36 protein-coding genes and 1 tRNA gene are annotated in these 18,754 nt (G+C 64.1%); 35 read left to right on the top strand and 2 right to left on the bottom strand.

The window, feature by feature from the left end; all coding sequences use genetic code 11:
- The first annotated feature begins 186 nt into the window (after nucleotides 1–186).
- The 3 genes from VC184_RS11575 (at nucleotide 187) to VC184_RS11565 (ending at nucleotide 2,223) form a co-directional block, all read left to right on the top strand.
- Nucleotides 187–654 (top strand): hypothetical protein, encoded by a 468-nt coding sequence (locus VC184_RS11575; protein WP_323986266.1) that lies wholly within the window; start codon nucleotides 187–189, stop codon nucleotides 652–654.
- Nucleotides 651–824: a hypothetical protein gene (locus VC184_RS11570; protein WP_323986265.1), complete on the top strand. Its 174-nt coding sequence runs from the start codon at nucleotides 651–653 to the stop codon at nucleotides 822–824. The genes VC184_RS11575 and VC184_RS11570 overlap by 4 nt, the downstream gene beginning before the upstream one ends.
- Nucleotides 825–933: 109 nt before the next feature.
- On the top strand, nucleotides 934–2,223 hold the full coding sequence (locus VC184_RS11565) for a tyrosine-type recombinase/integrase (protein WP_323986263.1): 1,290 nt from the start codon (nucleotides 934–936) through the stop codon (nucleotides 2,221–2,223).
- Here VC184_RS11565 and VC184_RS16365 read toward each other — a convergent pair.
- Both VC184_RS16365 and VC184_RS11560 read right to left on the bottom strand, forming a co-directional pair.
- A complete protein-coding gene (locus tag VC184_RS16365) occupies nucleotides 2,183–2,566 on the bottom strand; it encodes an ImmA/IrrE family metallo-endopeptidase (protein WP_407667106.1) in 384 nt (127 codons plus the stop codon). The genes VC184_RS11565 and VC184_RS16365 overlap by 41 nt on opposite strands.
- Complete coding sequence (locus VC184_RS11560; RefSeq protein WP_323986261.1) at nucleotides 2,544–2,924, bottom strand: helix-turn-helix domain-containing protein; 381 nt, start codon at nucleotides 2,922–2,924, stop codon at nucleotides 2,544–2,546. The genes VC184_RS16365 and VC184_RS11560 overlap by 23 nt, the downstream gene beginning before the upstream one ends.
- 92 nt (nucleotides 2,925–3,016) lie before the next feature.
- Here VC184_RS11560 and VC184_RS11555 point away from each other — a divergent pair, with 92 nt between their 5' ends.
- The 32 genes from VC184_RS11555 (at nucleotide 3,017) to VC184_RS11405 (ending at nucleotide 18,576) form a co-directional block, all read left to right on the top strand.
- The gene (locus VC184_RS11555) at nucleotides 3,017–3,241 is read left to right on the top strand and encodes a hypothetical protein (RefSeq protein WP_323986260.1); all 225 of its coding nucleotides are present in this window, start codon (nucleotides 3,017–3,019) and stop codon (nucleotides 3,239–3,241) included.
- Nucleotides 3,238–3,432, top strand: coding sequence for a MerR family transcriptional regulator (locus tag VC184_RS11550; RefSeq protein ID WP_323986258.1), 195 nt, complete (start codon nucleotides 3,238–3,240; stop codon nucleotides 3,430–3,432). The genes VC184_RS11555 and VC184_RS11550 overlap by 4 nt, the downstream gene beginning before the upstream one ends.
- On the top strand, nucleotides 3,429–4,268 hold the full coding sequence (locus tag VC184_RS11545) for a hypothetical protein (RefSeq protein ID WP_323986256.1): 840 nt from the start codon (nucleotides 3,429–3,431) through the stop codon (nucleotides 4,266–4,268). Before VC184_RS11550 ends, VC184_RS11545 begins: the two co-directional genes overlap by 4 nt.
- 112 nt (nucleotides 4,269–4,380) lie before the next feature.
- Entirely contained in the window at nucleotides 4,381–4,611 is a 231-nt protein-coding gene (locus tag VC184_RS11540; RefSeq protein WP_323986255.1) for a hypothetical protein, read from the top strand.
- On the top strand, nucleotides 4,608–4,748 hold the full coding sequence (locus VC184_RS11535) for a hypothetical protein (RefSeq protein WP_323986254.1): 141 nt from the start codon (nucleotides 4,608–4,610) through the stop codon (nucleotides 4,746–4,748). The genes VC184_RS11540 and VC184_RS11535 overlap by 4 nt, the downstream gene beginning before the upstream one ends.
- On the top strand, nucleotides 4,741–4,983 hold the full coding sequence (locus VC184_RS11530; RefSeq protein ID WP_323986253.1) for a hypothetical protein: 243 nt from the start codon (nucleotides 4,741–4,743) through the stop codon (nucleotides 4,981–4,983). The genes VC184_RS11535 and VC184_RS11530 overlap by 8 nt, the downstream gene beginning before the upstream one ends.
- A gap of 91 nt (nucleotides 4,984–5,074) precedes the next feature.
- Nucleotides 5,075–5,263 (top strand): hypothetical protein, encoded by a 189-nt coding sequence (locus tag VC184_RS11525; protein ID WP_323986252.1) that lies wholly within the window; start codon nucleotides 5,075–5,077, stop codon nucleotides 5,261–5,263.
- Nucleotides 5,264–5,881: 618 nt separating this feature from the next.
- Nucleotides 5,882–6,034 (top strand): hypothetical protein, encoded by a 153-nt coding sequence (locus tag VC184_RS11520; protein ID WP_323986251.1) that lies wholly within the window; start codon nucleotides 5,882–5,884, stop codon nucleotides 6,032–6,034.
- A 258-nt stretch (nucleotides 6,035–6,292) separates the two neighbouring features.
- The gene (locus VC184_RS11515) at nucleotides 6,293–6,745 is read left to right on the top strand and encodes a DNA N-6-adenine-methyltransferase (protein ID WP_323986250.1); all 453 of its coding nucleotides are present in this window, start codon (nucleotides 6,293–6,295) and stop codon (nucleotides 6,743–6,745) included.
- Nucleotides 6,746–7,051: 306 nt separating this feature from the next.
- Nucleotides 7,052–7,288, top strand: coding sequence for a hypothetical protein (locus VC184_RS11510; protein ID WP_323986248.1), 237 nt, complete (start codon nucleotides 7,052–7,054; stop codon nucleotides 7,286–7,288).
- On the top strand, nucleotides 7,285–8,175 hold the full coding sequence (locus VC184_RS11505) for a PD-(D/E)XK nuclease-like domain-containing protein (RefSeq protein ID WP_323986247.1): 891 nt from the start codon (nucleotides 7,285–7,287) through the stop codon (nucleotides 8,173–8,175). Before VC184_RS11510 ends, VC184_RS11505 begins: the two co-directional genes overlap by 4 nt.
- Complete coding sequence (locus VC184_RS11500; RefSeq protein ID WP_323986246.1) at nucleotides 8,172–8,831, top strand: DNA-methyltransferase; 660 nt, start codon at nucleotides 8,172–8,174, stop codon at nucleotides 8,829–8,831. The genes VC184_RS11505 and VC184_RS11500 overlap by 4 nt, the downstream gene beginning before the upstream one ends.
- Entirely contained in the window at nucleotides 8,828–9,181 is a 354-nt protein-coding gene (locus tag VC184_RS11495) for a hypothetical protein (protein ID WP_323986245.1), read from the top strand. Before VC184_RS11500 ends, VC184_RS11495 begins: the two co-directional genes overlap by 4 nt.
- 100 nt (nucleotides 9,182–9,281) lie before the next feature.
- Nucleotides 9,282–9,884 (top strand): NUMOD4 motif-containing HNH endonuclease, encoded by a 603-nt coding sequence (locus VC184_RS11490; RefSeq protein WP_323986243.1) that lies wholly within the window; start codon nucleotides 9,282–9,284, stop codon nucleotides 9,882–9,884.
- 11 nt (nucleotides 9,885–9,895) lie between these two features.
- Complete coding sequence (locus tag VC184_RS11485) at nucleotides 9,896–10,294, top strand: HNH endonuclease (RefSeq protein WP_323986242.1); 399 nt, start codon at nucleotides 9,896–9,898, stop codon at nucleotides 10,292–10,294.
- Nucleotides 10,263–11,033 (top strand): hypothetical protein, encoded by a 771-nt coding sequence (locus VC184_RS11480; protein WP_323986241.1) that lies wholly within the window; start codon nucleotides 10,263–10,265, stop codon nucleotides 11,031–11,033. The genes VC184_RS11485 and VC184_RS11480 overlap by 32 nt, the downstream gene beginning before the upstream one ends.
- Nucleotides 11,030–11,416, top strand: a complete 387-nt coding sequence (locus tag VC184_RS11475) for a hypothetical protein (RefSeq protein WP_323986239.1) — start codon at nucleotides 11,030–11,032, stop codon at nucleotides 11,414–11,416. Before VC184_RS11480 ends, VC184_RS11475 begins: the two co-directional genes overlap by 4 nt.
- 77 nt (nucleotides 11,417–11,493) lie before the next feature.
- A complete protein-coding gene (locus tag VC184_RS11470) occupies nucleotides 11,494–12,081 on the top strand; it encodes a hypothetical protein (RefSeq protein ID WP_323986238.1) in 588 nt (195 codons plus the stop codon).
- Nucleotides 12,078–12,263 carry a hypothetical protein gene (locus VC184_RS11465; protein ID WP_323986237.1) on the top strand — a complete coding sequence of 62 codons (186 nt, stop codon included), beginning with the start codon at nucleotides 12,078–12,080 and terminating at the stop codon, nucleotides 12,261–12,263. The genes VC184_RS11470 and VC184_RS11465 overlap by 4 nt, the downstream gene beginning before the upstream one ends.
- Nucleotides 12,264–12,351: 88 nt before the next feature.
- A complete protein-coding gene (locus VC184_RS11460) occupies nucleotides 12,352–12,933 on the top strand; it encodes a hypothetical protein (protein ID WP_323986235.1) in 582 nt (193 codons plus the stop codon).
- Nucleotides 12,930–13,571, top strand: a complete 642-nt coding sequence (locus VC184_RS11455; protein WP_323986234.1) for a DNA-methyltransferase — start codon at nucleotides 12,930–12,932, stop codon at nucleotides 13,569–13,571. The genes VC184_RS11460 and VC184_RS11455 overlap by 4 nt, the downstream gene beginning before the upstream one ends.
- Nucleotides 13,568–13,843 carry a WhiB family transcriptional regulator gene (locus VC184_RS11450; protein ID WP_323986232.1) on the top strand — a complete coding sequence of 92 codons (276 nt, stop codon included), beginning with the start codon at nucleotides 13,568–13,570 and terminating at the stop codon, nucleotides 13,841–13,843. The genes VC184_RS11455 and VC184_RS11450 overlap by 4 nt, the downstream gene beginning before the upstream one ends.
- The gene (locus VC184_RS11445; protein ID WP_323986230.1) at nucleotides 13,840–14,145 is read left to right on the top strand and encodes a hypothetical protein; all 306 of its coding nucleotides are present in this window, start codon (nucleotides 13,840–13,842) and stop codon (nucleotides 14,143–14,145) included. Before VC184_RS11450 ends, VC184_RS11445 begins: the two co-directional genes overlap by 4 nt.
- Nucleotides 14,146–14,237: 92 nt before the next feature.
- Nucleotides 14,238–14,537 carry a RusA family crossover junction endodeoxyribonuclease gene (locus tag VC184_RS11440; RefSeq protein ID WP_323986228.1) on the top strand — a complete coding sequence of 100 codons (300 nt, stop codon included), beginning with the start codon at nucleotides 14,238–14,240 and terminating at the stop codon, nucleotides 14,535–14,537.
- Nucleotides 14,538–15,240: 703 nt separating this feature from the next.
- Nucleotides 15,241–15,693, top strand: a complete 453-nt coding sequence (ssb, locus tag VC184_RS11435; protein WP_323986226.1) for a single-stranded DNA-binding protein — start codon at nucleotides 15,241–15,243, stop codon at nucleotides 15,691–15,693.
- Between the two features lie 14 nt (nucleotides 15,694–15,707).
- Complete coding sequence (locus VC184_RS11430) at nucleotides 15,708–16,100, top strand: DUF7736 domain-containing protein (RefSeq protein ID WP_323986224.1); 393 nt, start codon at nucleotides 15,708–15,710, stop codon at nucleotides 16,098–16,100.
- A 162-nt stretch (nucleotides 16,101–16,262) separates the two neighbouring features.
- Nucleotides 16,263–16,706 carry a hypothetical protein gene (locus VC184_RS11425; protein WP_323986222.1) on the top strand — a complete coding sequence of 148 codons (444 nt, stop codon included), beginning with the start codon at nucleotides 16,263–16,265 and terminating at the stop codon, nucleotides 16,704–16,706.
- Nucleotides 16,703–17,131 carry a hypothetical protein gene (locus tag VC184_RS11420; protein ID WP_323986221.1) on the top strand — a complete coding sequence of 143 codons (429 nt, stop codon included), beginning with the start codon at nucleotides 16,703–16,705 and terminating at the stop codon, nucleotides 17,129–17,131. Before VC184_RS11425 ends, VC184_RS11420 begins: the two co-directional genes overlap by 4 nt.
- Entirely contained in the window at nucleotides 17,124–17,498 is a 375-nt protein-coding gene (locus VC184_RS11415; RefSeq protein ID WP_323986220.1) for a hypothetical protein, read from the top strand. Before VC184_RS11420 ends, VC184_RS11415 begins: the two co-directional genes overlap by 8 nt.
- Nucleotides 17,495–18,049, top strand: a complete 555-nt coding sequence (locus tag VC184_RS11410; protein ID WP_323986219.1) for a hypothetical protein — start codon at nucleotides 17,495–17,497, stop codon at nucleotides 18,047–18,049. The genes VC184_RS11415 and VC184_RS11410 overlap by 4 nt, the downstream gene beginning before the upstream one ends.
- Before the next feature lie 7 nt (nucleotides 18,050–18,056).
- Nucleotides 18,057–18,224 carry a hypothetical protein gene (locus tag VC184_RS16360; RefSeq protein ID WP_407667140.1) on the top strand — a complete coding sequence of 56 codons (168 nt, stop codon included), beginning with the start codon at nucleotides 18,057–18,059 and terminating at the stop codon, nucleotides 18,222–18,224.
- Between the two features lie 278 nt (nucleotides 18,225–18,502).
- Nucleotides 18,503–18,576, top strand: a tRNA-Trp gene (locus tag VC184_RS11405).
- The last annotated feature ends 178 nt before the right edge of the window (nucleotides 18,577–18,754 follow it).

Raw genomic sequence — 18,754 nt, 5'->3', positions numbered from 1 at the left:
GACGTGTAGCGTGTTGCTTAAGCCCGTGCGAGCATCCCGCTAAGGATGCACGGATGGGATGCACCACACGGAGGCCGGAGAGAGGACAGCGGTGACCATGATCGAACGCGAAAGAAGAGTACGTGCGGACAACGGCGTCCGCTGGTCCAAGACCGAGACAACGTCCCCACAACGCAGGAGTCAGTGATGCCGATCCTCAACTACACGACGACCATCGCTGTCGAGAAGACGATGGGGGAGATCAACACGGCGCTCGCACGGCGAGGCGTCACGCGGATCGCCACGATGTACGACGACCAGGGCGTCGCATCGGGTCTGGCCTTCACGATGAAGACCGACTATGGCGTGCGCGACTTCGAGCTACCCGTCCGAACCGAGGGTGTCCTGGCCGCGATGAAGGCAGATCCCGCGGTGAAGCCAGCGCAGAAGAATCCCGCTCAAGCGGCCCGTGTCGCATGGCGGATCGCGAAGGACTGGCTCGAAGCGCAGTCTGCGCTCATCGATGCACAGCTCGCGACGCTCGACGAGGTGATGATGCCCTACATGGTGGCGTCATTCGACGGAGAGCGCACGGTCACCATGTACGGTGCCTTCCGCGACAGTCAGCTCGCCATCACTGCCGGCACCAATCACACGAACGGGAGCGAGAAGTGAGCGACACAACCACGCATCTCATGGCGGGGCGTAGCAATGAGGACGGAACCGTGACTGTCACGAGCGTCATCACGCTTTGCTGCAAGGTCGCGTTCCCGAAGGGTATGGGCACGCTCGACCCGGCCGCCGTGACGTGTTCGGGACCGTCCGATCAGCAGGTGCAGGCATGAGGCAGTGCGAGCTGTGTCCGCTCGAGCTATGTGCGCCCCTCGGCAAGTTCGACCGGTGCGACTGCGAGTGCCACCCGCCGCGCTCCGAAACGACCGATTCGGAGTCCGCGTGAGGGGCAAGGGTGAGGGTGGGCTCTCGCGCGTGCCCGCCGACGAGTCGAAGCCGCTCCGCTACTGGCAGGGTTCCGTCGAGCTCGCCAACCCCACCGGCCGCGCGAAGGACCGGCGCCGTAAGTACGTGCGCTCAAAGCACAAGCCGACTGCGATCCGGAAACTCAAGGAGGCGCAGGAGGAGCTGCGGAAGAAGGGCAACATCCGCACCGACTCGATCTCGGTAGGCGACTGGTTCGCGTACTGGCTCGAGAACTACGCGCGCCCCAACCTCCGCCCCGCGGCGTATGCGTCGTACCGGTCGACTGTGAACTCGCGCATCGTCCCGTCCCTCGGCGCGACGATGCGGCTCGACAAGGTGACCCCAGCGATCGTGCAACGCCTCCGCCGCGACATCATCGACGCGGGCCTGTCGTCAACCTACGCACGCAACGCGCACCACATCCTCGCGAGCTCACTCCACGATGCCGCCGGCGAGGGGCGCATCCCGATGAACCCGGCCGAGTACGTCACCCCACCCCGTAAAGCGAACCGCAAGCTCGACGTGATGTCGCTCGAGGAAGCGATCGCGCTCATCGACGCAATCAAGGAACGAGACGACCGTGCCCGGTGGGCCACGTCCCTTCTGACGGGAGCGCGGCGCGGGGAGGTCATCGGAATCGAGCAGGACCGAATCATCGAAAGCGACGACGTCCTCGACTTGTCCTGGCAGTTGCAGCGCATCACCTGGTCGCACGGATGCTCCGATGTCTCTGACTCGGAGGGCCGCTACCCGTGCGGGTTCAAACGCGCCGCGTCGTGCGAGGAGAAGCACCTCAACGTGCCCGCCGACCACGAGTACCGTCACATCGAAGGCGGCCTGTACTTCACCCGCCCCAAGTCCCGGGCCGGGTGGCGGATCATCCCTCTCGTGCCGCCGCTACGCGAGACGCTCGAGGCGCACCAGGAACGCATGCAACCCAACCCGCACGGGCTGCTCTTCACCACACCGGCGGGCAAACCGCGCGACCCGGACTGGGACTCGAAACAGTGGGTCCAGCTCATGCGCGCCACCTTCGGACCCGACCGCGCCATCAGGCTCCACGACGTCCGCCACACCACCGTCGACCTGCTCTACGCCGCAGGTGTCCCCGAAGACCTCATCCAGGAGATCGTCGGACACTCGACACGCAGCATGACCAGGTCCTACAAGTCCCGCGGGGACATGATCCGCCTACGCGGCGCGATGGAACAGTTCTCAGCGCTGCTCACGCAGCCGACAGCACGTACGCGCGAAATAGACGCCTAGTCACCCCGAGCTCGCTTATCAAAGCGGGTTCGTCAGGACACCACTTATACGCGGCCTCCAACTCGATCGGACAGATCAGGTTGTGGGCCGCGTACTCGTCTGCCTGCCGTTCGTGCTTCGGACGGTCGTCTGGGTGCGCCAGGTCAGCGTGGCCGATCTCGTGCGCGAGGATCAGCCGTTGCGCGCCGGCTCTGAGCCGAGAGTGGATCAGGATCGTTCGGTGCTCCGCTACCCACAGTCCGTGTGCGGTTCGTAGGGGGCGTGTGACGACCTCAACACCGAGGTTGTCTGCGTGCTCCCATGGATCGTAAGCGGATCCCTTAGGGAGCTTCCGGTTGGTCATGCTCAAGTTCATCGTCACGTCCCGCTACCCCCTGCAGCGCGTCGATCTCGTCGTCGGTCATCTGTGCGGGCTTCTTGGCCCGGTGAGCGTCGAGGCTAATCGGGGCGTCGGACACGGCACGCTGCACGGCCTCGTCGATGCGGTCCATGACGGCCTCAGGGCTGAGGACCGAAGCGCGCGCCAGTGCGAGCAGCTGCGGGACCTTGATTGCCTGCTTGCCCGAAAGGAGCTTCTGCAGCGTCACGGGTGAGATGCCGGACTTCTGCGCCCACGACTTCTGTTGCAGCCCGGACTCCTGCATGACGCCCTTCAGGACGTTCGCGGTCGTCTGGTTGATCAGTTCGTCAGGGATCTGCACATATCCAGAGTAGACACGCAATATCCCAGAAGCGAAGTCAGAAACATCCGTAGGGACTTGCAGGTGTCTGTTCGGACGTGTATGTTTCAAGTATGGACATCAACTCGGGAGCGAGAAGAGTGGCGGACAACGTGTCCGCCGCGATCGCCGCTCACCCCGCCACGCTGGCAACGGTTGCACAAGCCGCCGACATTGACCAGGTCGACCTCAGCGCGCGCCTCCACGGAGGTGCCGCGCTGACGGTCAACGACCTGATCCGTGTCGGCGGCTTTCTGCGTATCCGACCGGCTCGATTCATGGAAGGTGCTGCGGCATGACCTCGAAGCTCGCATACTCGATCCCCGACCTGGCAGAGGCTGTGGGCCTCAGCGTCTCGTCGATCCGCGACGCGATCGATAGAGGCGACCTGCGGCCGAAGTACCCCAACCGGAAGCCGATCATCCCCGCCGGCGAAGCCGAGCGTTGGATCGCTTCGCTCCCGGAGGAGAAGCCGGAGCGTGTCGCATGAGCGCGCTCGCCCCGCTCTCGGCGCAGCTGGACGATCTCAAGATCGTTACCCTCACCGATGGTGAGGTCTGGTCCGCACGCGACCTCATGCCCTTCGCCGGCTACGAGCGGTGGGAGAACTGGTCGAAGGCGATCAACCGGGCCATCGCATCCGTGAACGCGTCCGGCCTGGACGCTGCGGACCATTTTCGTGGGGTCACGAAGATGGTCGAGGTTGGGTCCGGTGCCCGCCGCCAGATCGAAGATCTCGAACTCACCCGGTACGCGTGCTACATCCTGTTCCAGAACGCGGACGGGTCGAAGTCGGAGATCGCTGCACTGCAGCAGTACTTCGCGGTCCAGACTCGGAAGCAGGAGACCGCGGTCGCGCCGACCGGCGTGGAACTCATCGCTCTCGCTGTGATCGAAGCGCAGGCGATGCTCGCGGCGAAGGATCAGCGGATCGCTGAGCTCGAGCCCGTCGCGGCTGAGACGGTCATGTACCGGGAGGCAGAGGGGCTCGAGACGTTCAGCGACTTTGCCAACCGGTTCCGGGCGCACGTCCAGGCCACGTTCCCTGGTGCGCATTTCCTCCGCGATCACGCGTTCGCTCACGCCGCACGCCTCGGCATGATCGTCCGCGGCGACACCGTCCGCAACAACCAGCCGACCGCGCTCGGCGTCAAGTCGGGGTGGGTAGTGCCGGCTCGCCACCTCGTGACGCACGGCAGCGGCGACCAGTCCACGAAGCGTTATGCGCGTCTCACGCCCCGCGGCGGGGCCCGTCTGTGGGACGGGCTGCACACCTACTACCGCGAGCACGGCACGTTCGATCTCGTGCAGGCGGTGGCGTCATGAGTCAGTGGAAAGCGACGGTCGTCTTCGACCGTCCCGACAACATCACGTTCTCGACGTTGGCTGAAGACCTCGAGGACTCGGGATACCGGGTCGTGGCTCTAGAGGAGGTGGCGTGATGGGTGCCGGCTACTACTTCTGGGCATGGGTGCTCGGCGGCGGGTTCCTGATCCTCTGCACGATCTGGGCTATCCGAACCGCCCCGGTACGTGACGGCGAGTACTCCCACCTGGACCGTCTCGACGGTCTCGGGGACCACGAGTTCATCCACGAACGCGTCAACGCTGTCGGGGGTTCCGCGGAGACAACGACGTTCACCATCCGACACCACGGAGGAGCAGCATGAACGCCGACATCCCTTGCCCCGGTTGCAATGGCGAGGGCGCGACCTATACCCAGGTGCGTATCGGACAGTTTTCGACTCCTTTTGTCTGTGGAATGTGCGATGGCGACGGCTCCATCTCGGAGGCCGGCCATGCGTGACGTCCTGACGGTTGCGTTCAACGAGCCGGTGTCGATCGCTCATGGCGAGTACATCCGCGTCGCCGCGAACTACCGCACCACGAACCGGACAGGTGTCGTCGTCGACACTGCCCGTGGTCTCGTGCACATCCGGTTCGACGACCCTCTCCGCACCGTCATCGACACCAACGGTCGTGAGCTCGGGTTCGTCGAACCTGACCCGCCCCTCCCCACCACAACACCCGACCTCGAATAACCCAGGTCACTGATCTAGCCCAAGCCGCCTATGCGACCAGGGCTGAGCTGCCGCATACCCAAAACCAGCCACAAACCAAGGAGAACCAATCATGTCCGTCGCCATCACCCTCCCCGAAGTGCCCGTCGTCGGCCTCCAGTTCCGCCCCGACAAGACCGATTCGATCGGCACCGTCACCGCCAAGAGAGGCGCATCGGTCGAGTACACGTTCGCCCACGCCCCCGAGGTCGTGCACACCCGCCCGTGGCACGAGGTGCGCCGCATCTCCTGGGCCGTCTAACCCGGCCCACGTTGCCCCGGCGTACGGCCGGCACCCGCGTCATGGCGGAGCAACGCACGTAACACCACATAGCCGTCTACTGGACCCCCTCCACGAGGGGCAGGAGACACACCGTAAGCCGATCCCCGCTCAGGGGCCGGTCAGTAGGTAGGCGGCGTCAAACAGAACCCTGTCGACGGGCGTGCGCTGGTGAGATGCGCCGCTGTAGGGGGTGAAGAGAAGACACAGGGCGCTCTAGTGACCTCGCGATGCGGGATAGGGGAGCGCGACCCGGCCGCAGGGGCAATCAGTGGCGGGCGCGAGAGGCACACACCGGGATTCGAGTACCCGGCGCGCCACACACGAAAGAAGGGAACGACATGACTGATAACGAACACCCCGCCTGGCTTGCAGTAGGCGAGAACGTCCAGGAAGTTCGCCGGCTAGGCCGGTCTGTCAGCTGGCGTAGGCCCGTGACAGTGGTCCGGCACACCGCGACGAGCGTCTTCGTCGCGGGTTCCAGCCCAAGCAGCAAGCAGGACCGATACACAGCCAAAGGCCGGGGCCGATACGAGCTGACTCCTAGGTACCTGGACTACTCGACAACGCTCGAGCCGCTTGATTCTCGGAAGGCATCCGATGACTGACCCGCAGCCCGTCGAGTCGCCCTCCCCGTTTCGTGAGGTGCCGCTGACTCTCCGCGCTTACGAGTGGGTCAACATCCTCAACGCACTCGACACTCACTCGATATCAGCGCAACGACTCCGCGAAGCCTTCAAGAAGCAGCGATGACTGCATCCCGTCGTGTTCACCACGACCCCACCCCAGCCCCAACCAGACCCGTACACATCGAACCCTCACCTGACCGGGTGGGGGTTCTCCCATACCTGGCGACTGTTCCCGGGCTTGTTGCTGTGGGGATGCTCACCACCTACCTGATCGGAGAACTCAGATGATCAACCACACGGATGGGGGCCGGTGATGACCGGAGCAATGGGGTCGCACCAGTCCGCGAGGGCGGGAACGACGACGTGGCTGACGCCGCCGGACTTGATCGAGAAGCTCGGCCCGTTCGACCTGGACCCGTGCGCGGCACCGTCACCGCGCCCGTGGCCGACCGCGGCGCGGCACATCGAACTCCCAGAGGATGGGCTCGCCGCGGAGTGGTCCGGGCATGTCTGGTTGAATCCGCCGTACAGCTTCGCCGCGTGGAAGTGGCTCGACAAGCTTGCTGAGCACGGCGACGGCATCGCCCTCATTTTCGCTCGCACCGAGACAGCCGGCTTCGTCGCGCAGGTCTGGGAGAAAGCGACCGGCGTGCTGTTCCTGCACGGGAGGCTCTACTTCCACAAGCCAGACGGGGAGCGCGCCGGAGCGAACAGCGGAGCACCGTCATGCCTCGTCGCATACGGGCAACGCGCCGCCGAACGACTCATGACGGTTGACATTCCGGGCACGTACGTTCCGCTGCGCTCCGAACCGACCGATTCGGAGCGGGGATGAATCTCCTCGATGTTCCGAGAGGCACCCCGGTTCATGCCGCTTGTTTCGGTGACCGGTCGGTGACGTTGCTTCGTTCCCGGCGTACCGGGATCGCCACGTTGGAGTGCGTGTTTCGGAGACCCGACGGCACGGACCTGCATATCGACCTGCACCCGTACATGGAGGTGACCGTGTCGTGAGAGCCGCGATCCCCACCGATGAGAGGTGCCCGTATTGCGACGGCTGGGGATTCGAGCCCGTCAGCCGCGACCCCGACATTGACATCCCGTGCGGGCTCTGCGCTGGCACAGGCGAAAGGAAACACCCATGACCAAACGGATGGACCACGCTGCTGAAGCGCGCCGTGCGCTCAGGGCGGCGGCAGAAGACCCCGCCGACATCGAGGGGACCGACCCGTGGCTGCTCGCCGCGCAGGTACACGCGACTCTCGCCCTCGTCGAGCAGCAGCGCATCGCCAACCTCATCGCACTCGGCGCGGCCGGGGAATCCACACCGCTGCGGTGGACCCCGCGGGCTGAGATCCGAGAGGGGCTGGGGCTATGAGCTACCGCGGTCTCGTTCACCGGCTCGATGAAGCCGTCTACCACCGCCAGCCCGGTCTCTCGTCGACGGGGGCGAAGAAGATCCTCAAGTCTCCTGCCCACTACGACCACTACGTGAAGCACCGCGAGGAACCCAAAGCAGAGTTCGACCTCGGGTCCGCGGTGCACGCGAAGGTGCTCGGTGTCGGCGCGCAGATCGCCGTCTACCCCGACGGGACCGGCACCGAGGAGTTCGAGTACGACGGTCAGGTGCTGACCAACGTCCTCGCGACGAACGGCGCGATCTCCACGAAAGCCGCGAAAGCGTTCGAGCTCGACGCCCGCGAGAACGGCCTCATCCCGGTCAAGCGCGTCACGGCCCGCGTAGTCGACCTCATGGCCGAATCAGTCCTGTCGAACCCGATCGCCGCGAAGCTCCTCACCGACGGCCGACCCGAAGTATCGATGTTCGAAACGGACCCCGACACCGGCGTCCCCATGCGCGGCCGGATCGACTGGCTCGGGAAACGAATCATCGACCTCAAAACGACCGCAGGAGACGCGTCAGAGAACGAATTCGCGATCCACGCCTTCCGGTACGGGTACGACATCCAGAACGCCTGGTACGAGCACCTGCACCACCTCATCACCGGCGAAACACTCCCGTACCTGTTCATCGTCGTCGAAACCACCGCACCGTACCTGACCGCCGTTCACCGGCTCGGAGAAGACGAACTCCTCATGGCGAGGAGACGCGCCCGCGAAGCACGCGAACGATACGCACGCTGCACGGAAACGGGGGAGTGGCCCGGGTACAACACCCGCACCGGCCAACCGATCGGCATCCTCCGCGCACCCGTGTGGAACGTGAACCAGTACATCGACGAATTCCAAGGAAGTGCAGCATGACCCAAACGCAGGATTCACCGGCCTCATCGCTCGATTGGAACGACGCGCTGCTCTGGCTGCCTGAGATCGAAACCGGCTCAGTTCGCGCCGCCATCTTCGACCCGCCGTACGCGGTCGGCACCCCGGTTCGTGGGAAGGAGGACGGCGCGGCGGGGAGCGTGTTCGGACCCCTCTCGTTCATGTCGCGAACGCTGCGCGAGGTATCCAGAACGCTCATGCCCGGCGGTATCGTCGCGATATTCGCCGACTGGCGGCGCATGGCAGACCTCGCTTACGTCGCGTCCACCGTCGGGCTTCGCCCCTCCACGCAGATTGCTTGGGTGCGCCGTCGCCCGGGTACAGGCGGGATGCTTCGCGCGGCTTGGGACCCCATCCTGATCTGCGCGCGCGGGGTCCCCGACGCTATCGATCGCGCAGCGATCAGGAACGTCGTCGAAGCCGATTACCCAACCAAGCGCGATCACCCTTACGGGAAACCCGTAGCGGTCTACGAGCACTTTCTCGCACGCGTGGTCCGCCCGGGCGATCTCGTAATCGACCCGTTCGCAGGCTCGAGCGCATCTCGGGAAGCCGCCGAGTCGCTCGGCGCCGTGTGGCGTGGATGTGACATCGACCCTAAGTACGCCACAACGACAACGGAAGGGCGGCTGCTGTGACCGACGACATTGAGATCCCCGAAGACACCAGGAGATCCCGCCTCACTCCGCCGGCTTCTTTCGCTGACCCGGACGACATCGCGACACTCGACGAGAGGATCACCGCGTTCTGGGAGGCCTACCCGGACGGCGCGATCGACGCATCCGAGGTCGAGCAGACCGGCGAGACCTCGTGGATGGTGACCGCGTACGTCTGGAAGAACGGCGACTCGGAAGGTCGCGCGGACTCGACCGGTTCCGCTACCCGCACCGTCGACCTCGACGGGCACGTGTCCGCCCAGTTCGCGCTCGAGACCGCACAGTCCATCGCGATCTCCCGCGCCCTCCGATTCCTCGGGTTCCGATCATGAGGTCGCGGTGGGAGGTCCGGTACGACGGCGAGACGCGCATGTGGGTCGCACGCCCGGTCGGACGGACGGAGGGGGCCCTGTTCAAGCGGTGGAGGAACGCATGGGACTACGCACGATGGGCAGTCAAAGCATGACAGACGCGAATGCCGAACTGGTCGCCACCTTCGAGGAGTGGCGGCCAGTTCTTGGTTATGAGGGGCGATACATGATCTCGTCCTCGGGGAAAGTGATGGCATTGGAGCGACGAGACAAGGCCGGGAAGCGGTGGCCGGCCAAGGAGGTCGCCCAGTTCGATTCGCTCGGCTACCGCGGCGTTCATCTCAGTGATGCACATGGAAAGCATCGCAACGTTCGTGTCCACGTGCTGCTTCTCGAAGCCTTCGTTGGGCCCCGCCCTCCTGGGTTTGTAGCTTGCCATTGGGACGACAACCGATCCAACAACGACCTCGCGAATCTCCGGTGGGATACACCCCGCGCCAACCGGCTCGATGCAACACGAAACGGGCGGAATAAGCAGACCGCGATCACCCACTGCCCGCAGGGGCACCCGCTCGAGGGCAAGAATCTGGAGGCATCGGTGCTCCGCAACAAGGGGCACCGGCGCTGTCGGGCGTGCGGACATGAAACCCGAACCGCGTGGAGACAGGGTCGCCAGTTCGATAAATCGAGGGCCGACGCCCGCTACCGCTGGTACACGTCATGAAGCGAACTGGCATGAGCAATGCGGTGGTCGACTTGATAGTTGCGCGTGACCAAGGCGCATGTGCACGCTGCGGCACCCCGGTTTCGCATCTCACTCGAGGCATCGCATGGTCCGTGCACCACCGTCGCGCGAGGGGCATGGGTGGGTCTCGGGATGCGTGGATCAACGAACCCGCGAACGGTGTCGTGCTGTGCGGGTCCGGGACGACCGGCTGTCATGGCGACATCGAGAAGCACCGTGATGTCGCGTACGACACCGGTTGGCTCATCCGCCGCGGCATCCAGACAGCCGAATCGATCCCTCTGGTCCACGCGATCCACGGGTACGTGTATCTCGACAACATGGGCGGCTACGAACGCCTCACAACAACGGAAGGAGGTGGTCCCGATCCCATGGTTCAAAGTAGATGACGGCTTCCACGGGCACCCCAAAGTCTTCGACCTGTCCCTCGCATCGATCGGGCTGTGGACCCTCGCCGGGTCGTGGTGCGCGAAGTACCTGACGAACGGGTACGTGCCAAACCGCACCCTGCCCCGGCTAGGTGGCAGCGAAGCAGAGATCCGCGAGCTGCACCAGGCAGGACTGTGGGTTCCCGCGGAGGGCGGTTGGCAGTTCCGGGACTGGGCCGACTACCAGCCGCTGAAGGAAGACGTCGAGGCCGAGAGGGATGCCGCTCGCGAACGGATGAAGAAGGTCCGTGCTGCGAAGAAGGGCGTCAACAAGGGCGGTTCGGGCGAACAACCCGCGAACGTTCCCGCGAACATCGGCCGAAGTTCGGAAGAAGTTCGCATTGCCCCATCCCAGTCCCAGTCCCATCCCGAAACTTCTTCTTCTAACGAAGAAGAAGTGAAGGAACTCAAACGCGCAACGCAGATCACCGACTCATTCACCATCAACGACCGGATGCGGCAGTGGGCAGCGGAACAAGCACCAGACGTGGACATCGACAAGAGGCTCCCCGAGTTCATCGACTACTGGCGCGGTGTCGGGAAAGCGAACAAGGACTGGGAAGCGGTCTGGCGCAACGGCATGCGTAAACGCCAGGAGTTCGCCGAGCGCGACAGGCAGCGAAGACCGAACAGGGATGACGAGAACATGGCGGTCGTAGCACGGCTCGCCGCACAAGAACAGGCAGGCATCGAAGCATGAACCGAACCGACGCAGCGAAACTCCTTACCGTAGCCGCCGGCTTCGACCGAAGACAGGTCACCGAGGTCACCGCCACCGCGTGGGCATCCGCACTTCACGGGTACGACTACCGGGAATGTGAGGCCGCGATCATCCAGCACCACCGCGACCCCGCCACCCGTTCCCAGTACCTCACCGTCGGGCATGTTCTCGACCGTGTGGAGCGGGACAACCGGGCGAAACGGTCCGACGTGGAAGCCGACGTCCGCTCAGCGAAAGCACGCGGTCTCATCGCCGACACCTGGCCGAAACGGGAACCCCTCCCCGGCGACGTCGCAACACTCCTCGCCGCCGCGAGGGAACGCGACCGGCAAACAGCAACACGGTTCCTCGAGCTCGACTAACCGGAACCGAACCCACTCATTCACGGCCTCCACCCTCCCGGGTAGGGGGCCGTTACTCGTACCCCACAGGAGGGGAAATGGAACAGTACACAGCAAGCAACGGCGTCATCATCCACGAGCAGGACGGGCACGTGTCCCTCCGATCGAAGGAGGGCGGGGTCCGGGTCCTCGTCGTCGGCTCCGACAGCTTCGGCACCGCGCTGAAGGAGTACGTCAACCACGTCCGCGAGGAAGCGATCTGCCAGCGGGCGGACGAAGTCCAGGCCAAGCGTGATCACGAGCTTGGGCGGTGGCGGTGGCTGGATTCGCCTTACGTCGTGTACGCCGAGGACGCGAACACCGTCACGGTTGTCCACGAGGGCGCGCCGGACATGCATCGTATTCGTCGCGGCGAGAGCTACCTGTCGGATGAACTCGAGCAATTCTTCCGTGCAGGAGCGGCCTACTTCGATGCTCACCCGGAACCGAAGCCGTGGCATGCAGCGAAGCCCGGCGAGGTCTGGGCGATCCGGATCGCAAACACGGACCGAGAAGCCGCGTATCGCTTGGTGCGTTTCAACGACCAGGCGTTCTTCGAGTCGACCGTCGAGCCAACCGTCCAGGTGTCCGTCAATCACACTGCACTCGCCTCGGCGCGCCGCATCTGGCCGGAGGATGCGTCGTGACCGCGGATATGGCGTTCGCCCGGTTCATCGATGACCTGCAGAACGACAGCGACCGCCGGTACCGGATGAGGAGACGGGAACGGTGGGTGGATACGCCATCGGTGACGTTCCGGAAGGCGTACGACGAGGAGACGGAGCAGAAGCGACGGTACCTCCGACAGCAGGTGTCCGATGCCGCGTAAGGGAACAACCCGCACGTACCGGTGCCCCGCCGATCACAGTCACCGGATCAACTGCTACCAGAACCACAAGTGCGGTTGTGACCGGTGCGTGGAAGCGAACACGGTGTCGGCTCGGGAGGGCCGGAAACGGGCCGCGTACGGCCGGAAACGAGAACAACGCAACCCAGGTCCCGCCCGTGACCATCTGATCGCCCTGAAAGCGGCTGGGTGGACGAAGACGATGATCGCGGACGCAACCGGGATGAGCACGGCACACCTGCAACGGATCATCGCCCGCCCACCGTTGTGGATCACCCCGGAAACGGAGGAGCGGATCCTCGCCGCGAAAGCGGTGGCACGCAGGCCGGAAGCGTTCGTCCGCAACATCGCCACCGCACGCCAACTGCAGGGCCTCCACCGTCACGGGTTCACCCTCACCTACCTCGCCGAACAACTCGGGAAATCGGTGCAACACGTGTGGGTGCTGATGCGTCAGGAGTACGTCACCGAACACACCCGCCGACTCGTAGACAACCTCACCACCGAGCTCGCTGCCGTGCGACCGACCGGACCCCAGGTTGCCCGGACGATCGCACGCGCCCGGAAACACGGGTTCGTGTCCCTGTACGCGTGGGACGACATCAACTCACCAACGGAACGACCCAAGGGCATCAAGGAGGAAGCCGCATGACCCTCTACTACGAAGACGAGTATGTCCGGCTCTACCACGGCGACTGCTTCGAACAGGTGGCCTGGCTAGACGCTGAGGTTCTCCTCACAGACCCGCCGTACGGCGTCGACTACAACTCAGGATCTCGTCGGGCAGACCTGGCCGCGTCAATCCTCAACGACAAGGACACGTCCGTTCGGGACGGGATCCTTCACCTGTGGGGTGACCGGCCGGCGCTCGTCTTCGGATCCTGGAAGATCCCCAGGCCAGAGAAGACCCACACGCGTCTCATCTGGGACACCAAAGGGGCGCTCGGCATGGGAAACCTGCAAATCCCCTGGAAGCCATCGGATCAGGAAATCTACGTCCTCGGAGGCGGCTTCACCGGCCCCCGTACGACCAACGTTCTGTCCTACGCGCCGATTCAAGCAACCGCGAAGAACGGCCGGGTCCATCCGCATCAGAAACCGGTTCCGCTGTTACTCGACCTGATCGGGAAGACCACCGGTGTCATTGCTGATCCATGCGCTGGTTCAGGATCGACGCTCGTCGCGGCAGCAGAATCGGGTCGAAAGGCGATCGGCGTCGAACTCGACGAGCGGTACTGCGAGATCGCCGCAAAACGTCTTGCGAACCAGCCAGTGGTGAGGTTCGCATGACCGACTTCATCCGTACCCACACGGACGCGCCCACCCCGTTCACTATCCGCCCCGAGACCTGGATGGCGGATGCTGCGTGTGCGACCACCGACCCGGACATGTTCTTCCCCGCCCCGGGAGACGCCGGCATGGCAGCGAGACGCATCTGCGCTACCTGCGACGTCACCGACCAGTGTCTCGAGTACGCGATCCGGAACAACGAAACCCACGGCATCTACGGCGGGCTACCAGCACGCACCCGACAGAAGCTCACACGAAAGGACAAGCCATGACCCGGAAAGAGGAAACACAGCCCGTACCGGTCCGCTGCTTCGTCTGCGGGAAACCGTACAGGCCCTGGATGGGCACCGACATGACCACCGGAAAATCGATGTGTCTCACCCATCCCGAAACTCCTGTGGGGGTGAGTATCGCCGGCCGCTCAACTACGGCGACCACCCCCACGGGCCACCCGGACGTTCACCCGTTCACTTCAGATCCCGAGGGCTACTGCGTCGAGTGCGGCGAGGAACGCGAACACGTCAACCACAGACGTAAGTTCACCGTCGTGCCCCGAGAGGAGACAGCATCATGACCCGACTACGGGACAGCGTCGACTTCTTCGTCGCCGGCACCCCAGCACCCCAAGGGTCGAAACGACACATCGGCGGTGGGCGGCTGATCGAGATGTCGAAGAACGTCAAACCGTGGCGGGCCCAGATCGCCGCGGCCGCATCTCAGCAGGACGCGATCTTCGACGCACCCGTCACCGTCACCGCCGTGTTTCTGCTCAAGCGCCCTCAACGCCCGAAGTGGGAACGCCACGGCACCCGGCCGGACGTTGACAAGCTCGCTCGCGCGCTACTCGACGGCCTCACTGGCCCGCTCCTCACCGACGACTCGATCGTCTCCGAACTCAACGTGTCCAAACGGTACGCCCTCCCGCACGAGGAAACCGGCGTCCACATCAATGTGGCTGCGTGGTGATGCCTTTTCGAAGAGATATTCGATAGAATTGGAGCAGCCCCGGAGAGTGCGTCAACACTCAACCCGGGGCCTGACCCAAGCAATCGACTCAACCGATTGGAGGGCTAGCAGTGAATGCTACCCGAACGTGTTCTGTGGCTGGGTGCGAAAGACCGCACAAAGGTCGAGGCCTCTGTGGGCCGCACTACGCCGACTGGCGCCGGACCACGCCTCGCACCCAGCAAGGATGGCCGACAAGATCCGAACGCTTCTGGAGCAAGGTCGATCGATCCGGCGGGCCGGACGCCTGCTGGCCGTTCTTGGGCTCCACGAACGCCACGGGTTACGGCGTGTTCCATACGCCAACGAGTCGCAAAGCGCATCGATACGCGTACGCACTCGAAAACGGCAGCCCAGCGAGCGGCGACGTCGATCACACCTGTCATAACAGCTCTGGCTGCACCAAGGTCAACGACTGTCCTCACCGCCGGTGTTGCAACCCACGTCACCTTGAGGACGTGACGCACGCGGAGAACGTCCGCAGGGGAAATGCCACAGCACCGACGAACATCTACGGGCCAGCGGTTCAGACGCACTGCAAGTGGGGTCACGAGTTCACCGCTGACAACACGCGACTAGACCGAAACGGGTATCGGTACTGCCGAGCCTGCGCCCGGGAACATCAGGCGCGTATTCGCGCGCGCAAGAAGAACCAGGAGAACTCATGAGTGCTACAACCACGCTCGTTGGCAACGCAACCGCCGACGTTGAACTCAGGTACAGCCAAGCGGGCAAGCCGGTGGCCAACATCACCATCGCCGTTTCCGACCGCAAGAAGAACCAGCAGACAGGCGAATGGGAGGACGGAGACACATGGTTCGCCAGGTGCACGATCTTCGGTTCCATGGCTGAAACCGTCGCCGGGTCGATAACTAAGGGGATGCGCGTCATCGCTACGGGTCGCATCAAACAGGATTCTTGGAAGGACAAGGACGGTAACCCGCGCACAAGCGTTGGCGTGATCGTCGACGAGATCGGCCCCTCGCTGCGTTACGCGACCGCACAGGTCACTCGTGCGGCGTCTGGTGGGGGCAACAACGCACCCGCTGCACCTGCCCCGTCCGATGAGCCGTGGACGACGCCTGGCGCGTCCTACGGCGACGACACCCCGTTTTGAACGGAGACATGATCATGACCAACACACGCGAATTCCACATCGGCGACGTGCTCAGCGTCGCTACCGGCACCCTCGTATCCCTCCGACACATCGATGGCATCTACGACCTCTGCAACTTCATGACCGGCGAGAACCTGATGACCCATCAGCTCCCGCGCGCGTCGCGAGAAGCCGAACCGTTCCTCCGCGAGCAGCACCCGGACCTGACCTCCGAACCCATCCCTGAGATCACCTCGCGGGACGAAGCAGAGGCGTGGTTGAAGACCCTCTACCCGAAGTACGGCGAGACGGTAACGGTGAAGAACCTCGACCCCGCAGATCACACCGTCATCGATCCGATCGCTGAGATCAAGATGATGCGCCCGGGCCTTCCGATCATCTTCCTCGACCACGGAGGCCAGTCATGACGTTTCAGATGTTGCGGGGTGGGGGAGCGAGCACCCCTCCAAGCCTTCAACGCGAAGAACCACCCCACGTGTGTGGTCGTTGCCGCAACCCGTGGACCACCGGGAATCCTGACTGCCCGAACGCGAGGAGAACGACGTGACCGCCCGAGAGGAGACATCAGCATGACCACCGAGACGCTGTTTGAGATCGAAGAAGCCCAGGAGCCCCGGCCCACGCCACAGGTGGCCGCGGTCGAGCCGGAGGAATTGGCGATGACCGCAGCCGATTTGAGCACCGAGCACTACGGCCTGCAGGTCTCCTACTGGCGACCAGCGACGAGCCTCTTCCCGGAGGTGCGTCACACCATCGTGATCGACGAGATCCGCCGGTTCGTGTCTCGCGGCACACCCCGCGTGGAGGTCATCGACATGAGCAACCCCCGTGGCCAGATTGTCGGCGATGCCTACTTCTTCGACGGTTCCACGTCGGTCGTGTTGGGGCGTCGAATCCGTAAGGCGCGGCGTCGTCCTTGGGGCAAAGGGGCCATGAAGCCGGGTGAGACATGGGCCGACGTCGGCGGCTTCACTCCCATTCCAGAGATTCGTTCAGAAGGAGAAGACCAGTGACCGACACCAGCATCCTCGAGCAGATCAAGCGACCCGAGAACGAGGAGGAGATCACGACTGACCGGATCATCTTGCACTCCGCGCGCATCGCGTCGTTCGCTCAGCACGAGTCCGAAGCGGTCGGCGATGTGTACTTCCGCAGCGCTCTCGACGACCCCGAGCACAAGGCGCGGACGCGAGCGTGGATTGATGCGATCACGAGGTACATGACGGCTGTCCAGATCCCGTACATCCTGGACCTCGTACAGAAGGCGAATCCCGACCTCGCAGACGAGATCGCGCGCAAGCTGTGGCATGCCGTCGAGATGGGCGACGTGTTCGACGAGTGGCTGTGGGAGATCTACTACGACCGCGACATCGACCCGCAAGCGGTCGCTGATGCAGTTTCAGCGCACGTGGCGAGCCGCGAGGCCGATCGTGGCTGAGCAGTACACACCCACCACCGAAGAGGTCCGCGAGTACCTCGAGGCCGCGGATCGCGTGACGGCCCACATGTTCTCGCCGGACGCTCCCGACGCAGCTGAGGCCTTCGACCGGTGGCTCGCAGCACATGACGCCCAGGTGCGTGCAGAAGCCATCCGAACAGCCGCCGGCGGATGGGAGTACGGAGCGATCTACCAGGCCGACAACGGGCGCGAGATGCGGTGGTTCTCGATGGGCGCCGGGGCCTTCGCTATCCGTGAGGCTGCGGAAAAGGAAGTGGAGCGGTTCGCCGACTCTCAGATTGTCCTTGGACGACGAATCAAACCGGGCGCATGGGTCCCGGTCCAAACGGATGGGGACAACACATGACGGGCGCGCACGAGAACGTCGGGTACCTGACCTGGGCGGAGTGGGACCGTTTCAACGCCGCAGTCCACCGGTCCCTGATCATCGTCCCGTGGCTCCACGCCGCCGGGTACATCAAGGGCGAGGTGAACGAGATTCGTTCCCCATCATCCGATCACCCGCTCGGTCTCCCACCGACATGGTTGGCAGCTGAAGAGATCAGGAGACTGTCGGGGGAGTTGCGGTACTGGGCGAACCTCGAGGACGTCGCGAACGACGTCGACGGGGCGGACACGGCACGCCTGTTCACACGTGAGGTCGAGACCGCATCCGCACGGTGGCCGATCGAAGACCGACCCCACCACGTCCAGCACGTCCGCTGCCAACAGTGCGCCGGCGAAACAATCCGGTACGACCCGCCCCGGTACGACGCCGACGAGGTGAAGATCGCCTGTACCGAATGCGGGCGCACGTACGACGATGACGAGTTCACCACGCTCCTCAAACTCGTCCTCGATGAACTCGAGAGGCAGGGGGTGAAGGTTGGGGGTACTCGACGACTGGGTGCAGCTTGACGAAGCCATGCGCATCACCGGGAAATCGAAACCCACCATCTACCGGTGGGTGAACGCAGGCCAAGTCCGATGCCTGAAACCCGGGACTGTGTCATGGTTCAACCTCGCCGACCTCCGCAAAGCAAGAGACGACACGCGCAGAGGCAGACCACCAGGGAGTAATTCGAGACTGTGATACTCTGAGCCAAGAGGCTCAAGAACTCTGTTCAAAAGCCACCCGCGCCGCCACTCATCAGAGGGCGGCGTTACTCATTCCACCCGTCGGTCGGCGTGACCTCAACTACTGAGACCCGCGTCACCTGACCGCACCGACGGGAACACTCCTCCTCGCTGTATCGGTGGTGACACCCGGTCGATGGCGGGTCGAGAAGCCGCGTAGCAGCGGCGAACTGGCGTGCCCCCAACACGCCCACAACTGAACATGACGAAGCCAGCGCACGCTGAGGTCGTCACGGGTATCTAGCTCAACTGGTAGAGCGGCCGGACTCCAACTCCGGCGCGTCGGGGTTCGAATCCTCGGGTGCCCGCATACCTCGCTCTCGTCTGCAAACGAGCATTCACGACAAGGTGCCGATGCGAGGTGTAGGGCACACGGCCGGCTATCAGCCCTTGCAGGGGACGCCGGCACTTTCCCCACCGTCACCTACGACCCTGAGTAGCGAACTGCCCCCGGCACCCAACTAAGCCCGGATGAGGAGAGGCGAA

It is taken from the genome of Microbacterium plantarum, assembly GCF_035231185.1.
In the GTDB taxonomy this organism is placed as follows: Bacteria; Actinomycetota; Actinomycetes; order Actinomycetales; family Microbacteriaceae; genus Microbacterium; species Microbacterium plantarum.
This window is presented reverse-complemented; position numbering and strand designations above follow the sequence as displayed.